The 13,560-nt window shown below is 71.2% G+C and carries 16 protein-coding genes and 1 riboswitch; of the genes, 11 read left to right on the forward strand and 5 right to left on the reverse strand.

Features of this window, described 5'->3' with window-relative positions; genetic code table 11:
• Positions 1–10: 10 nt before the first annotated feature.
• Positions 11–763 carry a maleylpyruvate isomerase family mycothiol-dependent enzyme gene (locus TR48_RS28900; RefSeq protein WP_042372799.1) on the reverse strand — a complete coding sequence of 251 codons (753 nt, stop codon included), beginning with the start codon at positions 761–763 and terminating at the stop codon, positions 11–13.
• A gap of 436 nt (positions 764–1,199) precedes the next feature.
• Here TR48_RS28900 and TR48_RS28905 point away from each other — a divergent pair, with 436 nt between their 5' ends.
• From TR48_RS28905 to TR48_RS28925, 4 genes are all read left to right on the forward strand, one after another.
• Positions 1,200–1,874 carry a DUF4232 domain-containing protein gene (locus TR48_RS28905; RefSeq protein WP_042372801.1) on the forward strand — a complete coding sequence of 225 codons (675 nt, stop codon included), beginning with the start codon at positions 1,200–1,202 and terminating at the stop codon, positions 1,872–1,874.
• Between the two features lie 63 nt (positions 1,875–1,937).
• On the forward strand, positions 1,938–2,291 hold the full coding sequence (locus TR48_RS28910; protein WP_052443143.1) for a hypothetical protein: 354 nt from the start codon (positions 1,938–1,940) through the stop codon (positions 2,289–2,291).
• A gap of 323 nt (positions 2,292–2,614) precedes the next feature.
• A riboswitch (cobalamin riboswitch) is annotated at positions 2,615–2,815 on the forward strand.
• A 30-nt stretch (positions 2,816–2,845) separates the two neighbouring features.
• Complete coding sequence (gene nicT / locus TR48_RS28915) at positions 2,846–4,000, forward strand: Nickel transporter NicT (RefSeq protein ID WP_042372869.1); 1,155 nt, start codon at positions 2,846–2,848, stop codon at positions 3,998–4,000.
• Positions 4,001–4,581: 581 nt separating this feature from the next.
• Positions 4,582–6,558 (forward strand): potassium transporter Kup, encoded by a 1,977-nt coding sequence (locus tag TR48_RS28925; RefSeq protein ID WP_084729855.1) that lies wholly within the window; start codon positions 4,582–4,584, stop codon positions 6,556–6,558.
• 94 nt (positions 6,559–6,652) lie between these two features.
• Here TR48_RS28925 and TR48_RS28930 read toward each other — a convergent pair whose 3' ends face one another.
• Positions 6,653–8,290, reverse strand: a complete 1,638-nt coding sequence (locus TR48_RS28930; RefSeq protein ID WP_042372805.1) for an MFS transporter — start codon at positions 8,288–8,290, stop codon at positions 6,653–6,655.
• Positions 8,291–8,459: 169 nt separating this feature from the next.
• On the opposite strand from TR48_RS28930, the gene TR48_RS28935 reads away from it, so the two are divergent.
• Together TR48_RS28935 and TR48_RS28940 are read left to right on the forward strand one after the other, a co-directional pair.
• Entirely contained in the window at positions 8,460–8,879 is a 420-nt protein-coding gene (locus tag TR48_RS28935) for a DUF7144 family membrane protein (RefSeq protein ID WP_042372807.1), read from the forward strand.
• A 78-nt stretch (positions 8,880–8,957) separates the two neighbouring features.
• Positions 8,958–9,794, forward strand: a complete 837-nt coding sequence (locus tag TR48_RS28940) for a class II glutamine amidotransferase (protein WP_042372809.1) — start codon at positions 8,958–8,960, stop codon at positions 9,792–9,794.
• A 28-nt stretch (positions 9,795–9,822) separates the two neighbouring features.
• Here TR48_RS28940 and TR48_RS28945 read toward each other — a convergent pair whose 3' ends face one another.
• Positions 9,823–10,026, reverse strand: coding sequence for a hypothetical protein (locus TR48_RS28945; protein WP_152628234.1), 204 nt, complete (start codon positions 10,024–10,026; stop codon positions 9,823–9,825).
• Between the two features lie 91 nt (positions 10,027–10,117).
• The gene (merB, locus tag TR48_RS28950; protein ID WP_042372813.1) at positions 10,118–10,807 is read right to left on the reverse strand and encodes an organomercurial lyase; all 690 of its coding nucleotides are present in this window, start codon (positions 10,805–10,807) and stop codon (positions 10,118–10,120) included.
• A 195-nt stretch (positions 10,808–11,002) separates the two neighbouring features.
• On the opposite strand from merB, the gene TR48_RS28955 reads away from it, so the two are divergent.
• From TR48_RS28955 to TR48_RS28975, 5 genes are all read left to right on the forward strand, one after another.
• Positions 11,003–11,347, forward strand: a complete 345-nt coding sequence (locus TR48_RS28955) for a hypothetical protein (protein WP_236652377.1) — start codon at positions 11,003–11,005, stop codon at positions 11,345–11,347.
• The gene (locus TR48_RS28960) at positions 11,337–11,828 is read left to right on the forward strand and encodes a nucleotidyltransferase domain-containing protein (protein ID WP_174501747.1); all 492 of its coding nucleotides are present in this window, start codon (positions 11,337–11,339) and stop codon (positions 11,826–11,828) included. The genes TR48_RS28955 and TR48_RS28960 overlap by 11 nt, the downstream gene beginning before the upstream one ends.
• Before the next feature lie 254 nt (positions 11,829–12,082).
• A complete protein-coding gene (locus tag TR48_RS28965; protein WP_152628235.1) occupies positions 12,083–12,376 on the forward strand; it encodes a hypothetical protein in 294 nt (97 codons plus the stop codon).
• Positions 12,363–12,656: an NAD(P)-dependent oxidoreductase gene (locus TR48_RS28970; protein ID WP_439654503.1), complete on the forward strand. Its 294-nt coding sequence runs from the start codon at positions 12,363–12,365 to the stop codon at positions 12,654–12,656. Before TR48_RS28965 ends, TR48_RS28970 begins: the two co-directional genes overlap by 14 nt.
• Before the next feature lie 99 nt (positions 12,657–12,755).
• Entirely contained in the window at positions 12,756–12,995 is a 240-nt protein-coding gene (locus TR48_RS28975) for a hypothetical protein (RefSeq protein WP_052443144.1), read from the forward strand.
• Between the two features lie 87 nt (positions 12,996–13,082).
• Here the strand turns inward: TR48_RS28975 and TR48_RS28980 are convergent, their stop codons facing one another.
• Positions 13,083–13,433 carry a VOC family protein gene (locus TR48_RS28980; RefSeq protein WP_042372820.1) on the reverse strand — a complete coding sequence of 117 codons (351 nt, stop codon included), beginning with the start codon at positions 13,431–13,433 and terminating at the stop codon, positions 13,083–13,085.
• Between the last annotated feature and the right edge of the window lie 127 nt (positions 13,434–13,560).

The following is a 13,560-nucleotide window of genomic DNA, read 5'->3' on the forward strand; positions in this document are numbered from 1 at the left end:
GAACTGCGAGTCAGAACTGCGAGTGGGAGAACCAGTGGTCGAGCAGGCCCTGGTCGCCGGAGAGCGCGAAGGCGTCGGCGGTGCGGTCGTGGCGGCCGTAGAGGAGCAGCAGCAGGTCGCCCGCGGTGGCGGCGTGGACGGAGGCGTCGGCGGGGCCGTCGGTGTCCGGCTCGACGCCGAAGGCGTCGGGACGGAGCCGGACCACCCGGCGGCCCTCGGGGCAGCTGAACTCGATGGTGCGGTGCTCGGCGCGCAGCTCGGCCGTCCGCGGGGCGAACATGAAGGCGTTCGGCAGGTTGACCAGGAACTCGTCCACGCCGTCCAGTGCGAGCGCGGGGTCGATCTCGGGGCGCAGGCCCAGGGCAAGTTCGGCGTCGGTCCGGTGCACGAGCGTCTCGAAGAGCATCCGCCGCACCCAGAAGCGGGCGTGCTGGTCGACGCCCCAGGCCCACATCGGATCGTCGAGGTCGCCCGCCTCGATGGCGTCGGTGGCCTCGGCCAGACTGTCGGCCAGCCACTGCGGGTAACCGGCCTCGTCCTCGGGCAGCTTGAGCTCGACGTCGCGGCTGGTCGGCGGCTGCTGGATGCGCCCGCGCAGCAGCACGGCGAACCAGCGCTGGACGCTTCCGGCGTGCCGGATCAGGTCGGTCAGCGTCCACCCGGGGCAGGACGGGACGGGGGTGGACAGGTCGGCGCGCTCCACGACCTGGACGAACCGCGCGGTCTCGGCGGCGACGGCCGACCGGTGATCAACAGTGCTCATGACGTTCCTTCTCGGGTACCGGCCGTGGGCGTCCGGGCGGGGCCCGGCCCGACGTGATGATTGATGTTATCAAGCATTCTCGGCCGGAGGGTGCGTGGCCTGCCTGCGCCTCCGCGCTGCCGGCCCTCGCGCTGCCGGCCCTCGCGGTCAAGATCCCCGGGGTCACGGGTCTGTCCCAGAAGCGACGCTCGCGAACGAATGCGTGCGTCTGTGGGAAACCGCCTTCCCGCCCGGCGGCAGGCGCAATCGGGGCGGTGTGACCGGTCCGTGTGCGCACTGTGCCGGGTGGTCTGTGTAACGGCGCTGTATCGAGCGCCAGTTGGGCGGAACGGATCACCCGTGCCCGGCGGTCATGACCACCACAAGCGCCCGCTCGGACCGAAACGGAGCGAGCCCCGGGCGCCGGCTCCGCCATCTGACACGAGGAAGAAACACCATGCGCGTTCACAAGCTCACCCTCGCAGCCCTGGCCGTCCTCGCGGGGGTCTCGCTCACGGCCTGCCAAAGCGGCGGAGCCGCGAACACCGGGCAGAGCCAGCCGTCGTCCGTGGCGTCCGGGTCCACCGCCTCGTCCCCGGCCGGGGGTTCGACCACGGGCGCCTCGGGTCAGAACGGTGGGACGGCGACGGGCGGTCAGGGCACGGGCGGTCAGACCACGGCTGCCGGGACCACTGCCGCCGGAACGACCAAGGCAGCCGAGTGCCGCACCGAGGCGCTGGGCATCACGGCCGTGGACCGCACCATCACCGGCGACACCGGCGGCACCGTCGTGGTGGAGCTGAAGAACCGCAGCGGCAGGGCCTGCACGATAGGCGGGTACGCGGGAGTCGACCTGCAGACCAGCGCGGGAGCGCTGTCCGCGCAGCGCTCCGGCGAGCCGGTCGTCCGGGCCGTCCTCAAGAGCGGGGCGTCGACGTACTTCGGGATCAGCTACCCGACGAACACCTCCGGCGGCTCCGGCGTCCGCATCACCGGACTGGTGGTGACCCCGCCGGACGAGCCTCACTCGGTCACCCTGCGCTGGCCGGGAGCCGGCTCGCTGCCGGTCACGGACGGCTCCGGCACCCCGGTGAAGGTCGGCCCGATCGGCAGCGCGGGCCAGGGCGACTGACCCAAGGGCGACTGACCCTCACCGATTCCGTCCTCCCGCGACCGAACGAATTCGAGGTGGTCCATGCTCACGCGCGCGGAGGTGCGCCGGATAAGCCGGATGGACCGCTGGCTGGGGATCATCGGGCCGAGGCTGGTCCGACACCTGGTCAGCGGCTGTGCGGCACAGCCCCGTTGGCTGCCGCGCCGCTGGCTGACCCTGGTGTCGGGCGACGTCGACCGGGACGCGGGGGTCGGTGCGATGTGGCTCGTCTGGCGTCCCGGGTCGGCGAAGGCGGAGACGCACACCGCGTTGTTCGAGCGCTGCGGCGAGACGTGGCAGCACTTCGGCGGAGGCGGCAGGTTCCTCGTGGTCTGGAAGTCGCCGTCCACGGCCCGCGGGGGGAGTGCGACCACTCATCGTGGCTGTGGGGCGTGACGGCTCGGAGCTCTCCACGATCGGCCCCCGCGACATCATGGACAGCTACACCTGGGCGGCGCTGAACGCCTAGCGGGGTCGGCCAGAGCACCACGCCGCTGCTGGTCTTCGACGCCTGGGAGCACGCTGTGGTCCGTCGTCAACTGGGCGGACGTGGCGGCCCGTTGCGCCGAGGTCACCGCTGCGAGCTGACGTCGGGCGCGTCTGCCGCGGCGGACGCGTTGGGGGGCTGGGATCTGCAGACGGATCATCCCGCCTCTGTCTTGAGGTGATCTGCAACACCTGCGCACCTGCGCAGCCTTGTGGAGCTCTGTCGCGGGGCCCTAGGGTGGTCGGGCCGTGGTGTTCGGGAAGACCGGTTCAAGTCCGGAGCGGCCCTCGCCACTGTGATCGGGAAGTCCCTGCTCGTTCCCGCGATCGACGAGATCGCGGGAGGCCACTGGGCGCGTCAGCGCCTGGGAAGGCCAGAGGCTGGGGCGGCAGCACCCGTCAGCCAGGAGACCGGCCACGGCACGCACGAGACCATCCACGAGGTGCTGGAGAGGCTGCCTTCCATGATCCTGCCCGAAAACCCTGCTGCGACAAGCACGGCGGCGACCGCCGCCCGGCCGGGCGCCATTCCCGCGACCCCGGTCATCCGCTGGGAGAGAAGGGACTGGTGGCGCAGCGCCGGTCTGTTGGGGGTCATCGTGGCCCTGCACGTGGTCGCCTTCGGGATCCTCGCGGCGCTGGTCGCGCCGCACCACTACAAGGTCGGCACCCAGGTCTTCGGCCTGGGCCTCGGGGTCACCGCGTACACCCTGGGCATGCGGCACGCATTCGACGCCGACCACATCGCGGCGATCGACAACACCACGCGCAAGCTGATGGCCGACGGCAAGCGGCCCATCTCGGTGGGGTTCTGGTTCGCCCTGGGCCACTCCACCATCGTGATCCTGCTGGCCGGCGGCATCGCGGCCGGCATGCGGATGGCGACGAACCTGACGAACGACAACTCGAGCGCACGTCAGAATCTGGGAACCGTGAGCACGTTGGCTTCCGGCAGCTTCCTGTACCTGATCGCCGCGCTCAACCTGGTGGCGCTGATGGGCATCTGGAAGGTCTTCAAGGCGATGCGCGCCGGCCAGTTCGACGAGCACGAGCTGGAGAAGCACCTGGACAACCGCGGCTTCATGAACCGCATCCTGGGCCGGCTGACGAAGTCCATCACCCGGCCGGGCCAGATGTACCCCGTCGGCGTGCTGTTCGGGATCGGGTTCGACACCGCGACCGAGGTGACGCTGATGGTGATGGCCGGCTCAGGCGCGGCGGCCGGTCTGCCCTGGTACGCCATCGTCTGCCTGCCGCTGCTGTTCGCTGCCGGTATGAGCCTGTTCGACACGCTCGACGGCACGTTCATGAACTTCGCCTACCACTGGGCGTTCTCGAACCCGGTCCGGAAGGTCTACTACAACCTCACCATCACCGGGCTCTCCATCGCCGTCGCCTTCCTGATCGGCACGATCGAGCTGGTCGGCATCCTGCACGACCAGCTGAACCTCACCGACCCGGTGACGAACTGGATCTCCAACATCGACCTCAACAACGTCGGCTTCGTCATCGTCGGCCTGTTCGTCGTCGTGTGGGTTTGCGCCATCGGCTACTGGCGGTTCGCCAAGGTCGAGCACCGCTGGGTCCGTGGCGGCACGAAGCAGGCAGGCGCCGCCTGACGCCGTATCGCGCGGATCCGCGTCGTGGCGAGGGTGTGGGACTGCTCGCGGCGACACCGAGAAAGGGCGGGAAGCGCGGTGTGCGGCAACCCGGCCGCCCGGCGGCCCGGGCCACCCGACCGCTCAGCGGCTCAGGCCGAGGCCGACGTCCCTGCAGCAGCAGCCATGGCGAGCAGCAGCTCGGCGGCCGCCGCCGCGCCGTCCGTGCGAACGGCGTCGGCCACGGACCTCGCCCGCGCCCGGTCTCCGGAGTCGGCGACGCGCCGAGCGCGGCCGCGAGGGACTCGACGGCGGGAGCGGCGGTGTCGACCGCCGCGCCGATGCCCAGATCGGCCGCCCGGCCGGCCCCGTACGGCTGGTCGGGCGCCTGGGGGACGACCACGCGGGGCGCGCCCGCCCGGGCGAGCGACGAGTCTGCGGCACGGCGGGGGCCTTGCCGCAAGGCTCCCACCCCGTTGCATGTTGACCACGGCGAGGCAGGCTGTGTCCCCGGTCATCTCCCGGGCGAGCGCACCTTCGGGCGGGTATCGTCCGAAGAGCGCACCTGACCAGCCGCGACGCGGCCCGCTGAGGAGGCCGCCATGGCCGCTGACCCGCAGGGATCCACGTCCGGCCCTGGTGCCCCGGGGCCCGGGCCCGACCAGGACCACGGCCACGGGGCCGGGCTTGACGTCGTGCGGCTCGGGCTGGTGATCGGGGCGCTCGGCGTCGTCTTCGGCGACCTGGGCACCAGCCCGATCTACACCCTCCAGACGGTCTTCGACCCGAACGACCCGCACCCGGTCCCGGTGAGTACGCAGAACGTCTACGGCGTGGTGTCGCTGGTGTTCTGGTCGGTGGTGATCGTCGTGTGGGTCACGTACGTGCTGCTGGCGATGCACGCCGACAACGACGGCGAGGGCGGCATCATGGCGCTGATCACCCTCGTGCGGCGGGCGAGCACACAGCGCAGCCGGCGGACGGTGGCCGTGCTGGCGGGGCTGGGCATCTTCGGCGCGGCGCTGTTCCTCGGCGACAGCATGATCACCCCGGCGATCTCGGTGCTGTCGGCGGTCGAGGGGATGAAGGTCGTCCAACCGTCGCTCGGCAGCGCCGTCGTGCCGGTCACGGCCGCCATCATCGTCGTGCTGTTCCTGGTGCAGCGCCGGGGCACCGCCGCCGTCGGCCGGGCGTTCGGGCCGGTCATGGTCGCCTGGTTCGCGGCGATCGGCGCCTGCGGGATCTCCGGCATCGTCGACCACCCCGCGATCCTCCGCGCGCTCTCGCCCTCCTACGCGCTGACCTTCCTGGTCGGCCACTTCGGCACCGCCTTCTTCGCCCTGGCCGCCGTGGTCCTCGCGGTCACCGGCGCCGAGGCGCTCTACGCCGACATGGGCCACTTCGGCCGCCGCTCGATCACCCGGGCCTGGACGTTCCTCGTCTTCCCCGCCTGCGTCCTGAGCTACCTCGGCCAGGGAGCCCTGATCCTGGGGGACCCCAGCAAGATCAGCAGCCCCTTCTTCCTGCTCACGCCCGGCTGGGGACGGGTAGCGATGATCTTTCTCGCCACCGCCGCCACGGTCATCGCCTCCCAGGCGGTGATCACGGGCGCGTACTCCGTCGCCTCCCAGGCCGCCCAGCTCGGCTACCTGCCGCGCCTGCGCATCGCCCACACCTCCGAATCCACCATCGGCCAGATCTACGTGCCCTGGATCAACTGGCTGCTCATGGTCTCGGTGCTCACCCTGGTCTTCGCCTTCCGCAGCTCCACCGCGCTCGCCTTCGCCTTCGGCATGGCCGTCACCGGCACCATCACCATCACCACGCTGCTCTTCTTCTACGTCGCCCGGACCAGGTGGGGGACGCCCCGGTGGCTGGTGGTCATCGGCGCCGGCCTGCTGATGACGGTGGACCTGCTGTTCGTGGCGGCCAACATGACCAAGTTCGTCCACGGCGCGTGGCTGCCGCTGCTGATCGGCATCACCGCGTTCACGGTGATGACGACGTGGCAGCGCGGCCGTCAGATCGTCAGCGCCGAGCGGGCCCGGCGCGAGGGTCCGCTGCGCGAGTTCGTCGACCAGCTCCGCAGCGGCGAGGAGGCCACGGTCCGGATCCCCGGTTCGGCCGTCTTCCTCAACCGGGGCGCGGCCACCGCTCCGCTGGCCCTGCGGGCCAACGTCGAGCACAACCACGTCCGGCACGACCAGATCGTCATCCTCTCCATCGAGACCGAGACCGTGCCGCGCGTCCCGGCGGACGAGCGGATCGTGGTCGACCACCTGGGTTACGGCGACGACGGTATCGTCCACGTCACCGCACGGTTCGGCTACATGGAGACCCCGGACGTCCCCGGTGCGCTGGCCCTGCTCGACGCGGGCGAGACGGAGGGGCGGATTCAGCTGGAGGAGGTCTCCTACTTCCTGTCGAAGATCGAGCTGCGGCGGGGGAATGCGCCGACCATGCCCGCCTGGCGCAAGCGGCTGTTCATCGCCACCTCCTACATCACGGCGGACGCCGCCGAGTACTTCGGGCTGCCGCGCGACAGCACGGTCATCATGGGCTCGCAGATCGACGTGTGAGCCGCGACGCGCTGCTGTCCGCACGCTCAGGCGGCGGGCTCGAGTGCGGCGGTGAGCTTCTCGCTGAGCTCGAGCTGTCGCGCACGGGCGGGCGTCAGTCCGCGGAGCGGTGCGCCGACCCGGGTTGGGTCGTCGGGATGCGCTGCACGAAGAAGAGCCCGACGAGCCCGGTCAGGGCCAGGATCGCCAGGGCCACCTTGAGACCGTCGATCCGGGCCTCGGCGTTGGCGTCGAGGGCCGCCTGGGCGGCCTCGGAGTTCACGCCGTACTTGTCGAGCGCGGCCTGGAGCTGGGCGTCCGACACGAACGGGACGCCGGCCGAGAGCTGTACGGAGGCCTGGTTCTTGACGTCGGCTGGGATCGCCGGGCTCTGCTCCACGTTGCTCAGGAAGGACGAGGTGAGCACCGCGATCATGACGGATCCGGCGAGCGCGGTGCCGATCGAGGCGCCGAGGTTGGTGACGGTGTTCTGCACGCCTCCGACGTCGGCGCTCATCTCGTCCGGTACCGCGGAGACGGTCACTGACCCCAGCTGGGAGGCGAGCGCCCCCATGCCGAGACCGACGAGCAGCAGCGGCACCGTGGTGACCTCCGCTCCCGAGCTGGTGTCCAGCGTCGCCATCAGGGCCACGGCGCCGGCGATCATCGCCAGCAGACCGATCCGGACGACGGCCCGCGGGGACACGTCCGGGAGCAGCCGGGGGATGCCGACCGCCGCCGCGAGCAGGGTCAGCGACAGCGGCAGGATGCGGACCCCGGTCTCGAGCGCGGAGAGGCCGAGCGCGACGGACAGGAACAGCGGGACGACGAAGAACACGCCCATCTGGATGAGGTACTGGAAGAAGAACATCGTCAGGCCGCCCGAGAGCTGACGGTTGTGCAGCAGGGCGGGGTCCACCAGGGGTTCCTTGCCCTGCTTCGACAGGCGGTGCTCCCAGCGGAAGAACAGCCAGATCACGAACAGGCCCGCCAGCAACAGCCAGACGACCGGCGAGAACCCGAACCAGGACGGCTTGCCCGGCTTCGGGTTGAACCAGCCCCACTCGTCCGAGCGCAGCACACCGTAGACGAAGCCGCCGAGCCCGAGAGCCGACAGCACCGCGCCCACGACGTCGATCTTCGGATGCCGGTCCGGCGGCGCGTCGGCGACGCGACGCGCGAGCGCCAGGATGCCGAGGACCATCACGACCTCCCCGGCGAACACCCAGCGCCACGAGAAGTACGTGGTCGCGACGCCCCCGATGAGCGGCCCGAGCCCGATCGCGACCGCCCCGGCGGCCGCGACCAGCCCGTAGGCGGCCGGACGCTGCCGCTCCCCGAAGTTCCCGGCGACCAGCGCGACGATCGCCGGCAGGATCAGGGCCGCGCCGACGCCCTCCAGGAACGACCAGCCCAGCAGGAGGACCGGCAGGTTCGGCGCGATGGCCGTGGTGAAGGAGCCGCAGCCGTACACCAGGCACCCGATCATGAAGGCCCGCTTGCGGCCGATGATGGCGCCGACCTTGCCGCCGGGAATCATGAGCACGGCCATCACCAGGGTGTAGGCCGTGATCGCGCCCTGAATCCCGGTCACCGAGGTGCCCACGTCCTCCGCGACGGTCGCGATGGACACGTTCATCACGGAGCTGTCCAGGGCCATCAGGAACTGCCCGAGCGCGAGGGTCAGAAGGACGAGCCTCGCCGCCCCTGCCATCTCGGACGAACCGTTCGCCCCGCCGTCTCTCTCAGCCATGCCGCATTGTCTCCGCCACGGCCACCCGACTTACGGCCGCCCATCCGGATCACGGCGGCGGCTTCGCCCGATTGGGCTACCCGTCGAGCTGAGCCGACCGCCGGTGCCTAGCGTTTCGATCAACGGATGGCCGCGTGCGAGCCGGCCCTGCCACGAAAGCGAGCGCGTCATGGCTGTGCCTTCCCGATCGGTCCCCGCGGTGACGCCTTCCCCCGTCAAGGGGGGCATGCGGTTCGCGGCGGTGCTCCTGCTGGTCGTCGGCGTCCTGGCGGTCCTGCAGGGCATCGCCGCCGTCCACGGGGACTCGATCTACGCGAGCGTCGGGACGTACGCCTACAAGTTCAACCTCACGGCCTGGGGCTGGATCCACATGACCATCGGCGTGCTGTCGGTGGCCGCCGGATTCGGCGTGCTCAGGGACGCCTCCTGGGGGCGGACGCTGGGGATCTCGGTGGCGAGCCTGAGCATCGTCGCCAGCTTCCTGTTCCTGGTCTACCTTCCGGTCTGGAGCCTGGTGATCATCGCGATCGACGTCTTCATCGTGTGGGCGCTGGTCAGCTACGCGGGCAGCCCGGAGAGCATGGCCTGAAGCCCTCGCTCTGCACCCTCCCCGAAGATGATCAATAATCTGTGTAGTGAATTCGGTACCGACCAAGGGAGGTCGACCATGTGCCGATGGCTTGCCTACTGGGGTTCTCCCGTCCGGCTGACGGAGGTGCTCTACACGCCGGTCCACTCGCTCATCGACCAGAGTCTGCATTCCAAGCTCGGGGCCGAGACCACCAACGGCGACGGCTTCGGAGTCGGCTGGTACTCCGAGGCCAACGATTTGCCGGGGGTGTTCCGCAGCACCGAGCCCGCGTGGAACGACACGAACCTGCGCGAGTTGTCGGCGCACGTCACCTCGCCGCTGTTCTTCGCGCACATCCGCGCCGCCATCGGATCGTCGGTCCAGCAGACCAACTGCCACCCGTTCCGGTACCAGCGGTGGCTGTGGATGCACAACGGCTTCATCGACGGGTTCCGTGACATCAAACGCAGTCTCGCGTTCGCGGTCGACCCCACGCTCTACCTGGACATCGGCGGGACGACCGACTCCGAGCTCCTGTTCCATCTGGCGCTCACCTTCGGTCTCGAGGACGACCCGCCGGGCGCTGTCGCGCGCGCGATCGGATTCGTCGAGGAGCGCGGCCGCGAGGCCGGCCACGAGTTCCCCTTCCAGGGGACGATCGCGACCAGCGACGGCGATTCGCTGTGGGCGTTCCGGTATTCGAGCGCCGGAAAGTCCCGGTCGCTGTACTTCAACCGCAGCGTCCCGCAGCTCCGGGAGATGTATCCGGACATGCCCGTCCTGGAGAAGGTGGCCGACGACGCGCGCCTGGTGGTGTCCGAGCCGATCGGGGACCTGCCCGGCGCCTGGGTCGAGGTTCCCGAGGCCAGCTACGGCGTCGTCAGCAAGGGCCGCGAGGAGTTGCTCCCCTTCGCGCCCAGTGCTCCGGCGTGACGGGGGAGCGGCGATCTGACAAGGGCGTCTACTGCGGGACGGTGACCAGGACCCGGCCCCGGGTGCCGGCGTCGACGCGGTCGTGGACCGCGGCGACCTCCTCCACCGGGTAGCGGTCGCTCGGCGGCCGGGCCCCCTGCCGGTCGTACCGCGCGGCGAGCGTCGGGCCGTCTCCCTCCGGAACGCGGGTGCGTCGACCACGCGGCAACCACGGTCGGGGCGCCCGCGTCATCCGGCGCGCCGACGTGGTGTCAGACCGCGGCGGCAACCAGGCGCCAGTGCCGGACGCGGTACGGGCGCATGAGCGGAGCCGCTCCTGACGCTCAGTCGGCCAGCCCCCAGAACGGTCCGTGCAGACCCACCTCGGCGAAGTACGCCGCGGCGGAGGACGGGTCGCGACGGGAGTAGCCCGGCTCCGTGCGGCCCGCGTACCAGCCGCGCGCGAGCCGCCACAGCGTGCCCAGGTCCATGACGTAACCGCGCTGCCGGCCGGTCGCCCCGAGCCAGGCCTCCACGCAGCCGCCGGAGCAGAAGAGCCGCTGGTTGGCGCAGGCGTGCACGACGTCGTCCCAGATGCGGTGGACGGGGGTGAGGAAATGGGCGACCTGCTCGCCCGGCGGTGGGGCGTCCCGGCCGACCACCCACGCGTGCGGAGCGTCGCAGGCCGGGCAGCGCGTGGCGACCAGCACGTCCCGCTCCCCGTGGAGCAGCTGCGGAATCGCGAACGAGTCCCAGGCGCAGCCGCCCCACCACAGCGTGCGCGCCCCCATCACGGAGAACCCGAGCGGAACCGAGGCGAACGGATGGGCCATCAGGATCCGGTCCCGGTCGGCTGCGTCGAGCACCAGGTCACGGTGCGCGTGCAGCGCCTCCAGCGCCGGGCGTACCCGCCCGAGCGGCAGATCGGTCCGCGCGGCCAGGTCCGACGGGGACGGAGCGGCGCCGGTGGCCGCGAAGTGGGCGTAGACAGCCAGGCGGACCTGCTCCGTCCGTGCGGCCGCGTCGTCGTTCATCGCTCGGCTCCTCGGGGGTTCCGCGTCTCCCACCCGAGAAGGAGCGATGGCGGGAGCCTCAGTGGAACCAGAGTGCCCGGAAGGCACCGGTTCCGCTCGCGACTCGGGCGGAGCCTGCCGGGTATTCGGTGGCCGACCACCGGGGTGTCCGGTGACACTGCCTCGAACGTTCGGCTCGAGACAGGAGAGACGCGCATGGCGACATTCGTCCTCGTACCCGGCGGCCGGGTCGCGCGGCAGGTGCGCCCCGACGCCTGCGTGCCGGACGACGGCGACCCCCGCCGCCCGCAGCCCCTCGCCTCGTTCCTGCAGACGGTCCGGCTGACGGGCGCGCTCGCCCAGGTGCCCCACCGGGAGTTCGTCCACTGCCCGGGATGGGCGGACCGGACGCCGTTCACGGAACTCCGTACCCGGCTCATGGCCGATCCCGCGCGGCGGGTCCAACGCCTCCCGACCGGCCACGACGCCATGCACGAAACTCCGGAGGCGGACGCCGCCCTCCTCGCAACCGACCTACGGTCGTCGAGTGATCACGGCTGACGGCGTGCTCTCCGTCCTCGCGCTGCTTCAGGCGGCGGGCGCGGATGTCTGGGTCGGCGGGGGCTGGGGGATCGACGCCCTGGTCGGCCGACAGACCAGGGAGCACCGCGACCTGGACCTGATGCATCGACTCGACCAGGAGCCTGGCGTCGTCGCCGCCCTGGCGGCTGCCGGCTTCGTCGAGACCCTCGGCGCGCGCCCGGTGCGGTTCGTCGTGGCCGACCAGGCGGGGCGTGAGATCGACCTGCATCCGCTGGTCTTCGCCGAGGACGGATCCGCCGTCCAGGCCTCGCCGGACCCCGAGCGTCCCTTTCGCTATCCGGCCTCCTGCTTCGTCACCGGCGTCGTCGCCGGGGCGGTGGTCCCGTGCCTGTCGGCGGAGCAGCAGGTGTACTTCCACCAGGGCTACGAGCCGTCCGACCGCGACCGCCACGACATGGCTCAGCTGCGCCGGGCCTTCGGCGTCGCCACGCACTTCTGATCGCCGTGTCTGGATCCATGAAGGCGGCACCTCACGGACTCGAAGGCCGCACCGGGCCCCGGCAGGCGCGTGCTAGCCGCAGCCTCGTCGTCTGGGCGAGGAAGAACAGGATGTCGTGGGCCATCCCAGCATGATCGCGGCGAGGCGAACCGGCGCGGCCAGTGACAGCTGCCGCGGCCAGGTGCCACCTTTCTCGACCAGTCACGGCGAGGCTGACGTCGCCGGCGGCATCAGTCGAATCTATACTCGAATGTATGTTCGATACTCACCCCGCTCCGCATCCGTCGCTCAACCAGGACGTGCCGGACGGCTGGCCCGTGCGGCTGCGGTGCGCCGCGGCGCCGGCGGCCGCCGACCCCTGCTCCACCCGCCGCCGGGACGCGCTCGTCGCGATGGCCGACGGGACCTGGGAGGAGGCCGTCGTCTGGGCCTGGACCTGGAACGGTGAGGGCAGGCCCGTGGAGTGGCGCTGTCAGATCGAGGTCGGCGGCCACGTCCGCTGGTACCTCCACGACGAGTCCCTGATCCGGACCCTTGACCCCCGATGAGCAGGTGGGGGACGCCCACCTCCGCGCCCGTTCGCGCGGGGGCGGCCGGATGGCCGGAGGTCTCGAAGTCCTGCGCACCGGTGGCATCCACGGGGCGGCGTTGGACGTGTACGACACCGAGCCGCTGCCCGCCGACCATCCGCTGCGGAGCCTGCCGAACGCCCTTCTCACCGGCCACATCGGATTCGTGACGCGCGACCAGTACACCGTGTTCTACCAGGACGCGGTCGCCGACATCGCCGCCTTCCGGGCGGGGAATCCGATCCGGGTGGCGGACTAGGAACGGGCCTCGCCGTCCGGCCCCTGGGCCTGATCGAGCAGGCCCGGGGCCCGCGCCTCCCCGGATGCCGAGGGAGGCGCGGGGCCGCACCCTGGGAGCATGAGTGGCAGCGTTTTCTCCGCGGGCGCGGGCGGCGCGCGCATCATCGTGCACCGCCCCGCCGTGGACGCCGCAGGGCAGCCGTTCCGGCGCGTGGACCTCTTCGACCTTGAGGTCGGGCGCGCGTATTCGCCCGACGACGTCAAGGCGATCATGGCGCAGTGCGGGGTCGACCCCGCCGAGTTCGACCGTCCCGGTGTCGTCGACTGGCGCGGTGGCGGCCCTGAGGCCTGGGGATAGTCCCGGGCGGCGTCGCAACTCGGAGCCGCTCTGAGCCGCTCGGAGCGGCCGAGGGCACCCCGACCGGGGCGCCCTCCACGTCGGGATTCAGGCCGAGGGCGCGCCGCGCAGCCCGATGGTGTTGCCGTCGGCGTCCTTGAGCGTGGCGATCTGCGTGCCGCCGCCGACGTCGGTGGGCTCCTGCAGCACGCTGGCGCCGGCCGAGACCAGCGCGTCGAAGCGTGCCTTGATGTCGACGACGTCCACGTAAGGGATCGGCCCCGTCATGCCCTGCTCGAAGCCGTGCGGGTTCAGGCCGATGTTCTGCCCGTCGATGGTCCAGCCGACGTAGTACGGCGTGTCCTGGGCCGGCGGCTCGCCGAGCAGCGTGGTGAACAGGGCCTTCGCCTTCTCCAGATCCTTGGTCGGATAGATGATCGCCGAGAACTTGTCTGCCATGGGAGCCGCTCCTGAGGGTTGCGCTGCCGGTGTTTCCGGCCACGTCGTCAACCTACGGCGGGTGCGGACCGGGGTGCTTCTCCAATCCTGCTCCGGTGTCGGCCCTGCCCGGGCGCGCCGGGGCGAG

The sequence above is a fragment of the Streptacidiphilus neutrinimicus genome (genome assembly GCF_000787815.1).
Lineage (GTDB): Bacteria > Actinomycetota > Actinomycetes > Streptomycetales > Streptomycetaceae > Streptacidiphilus > Streptacidiphilus neutrinimicus.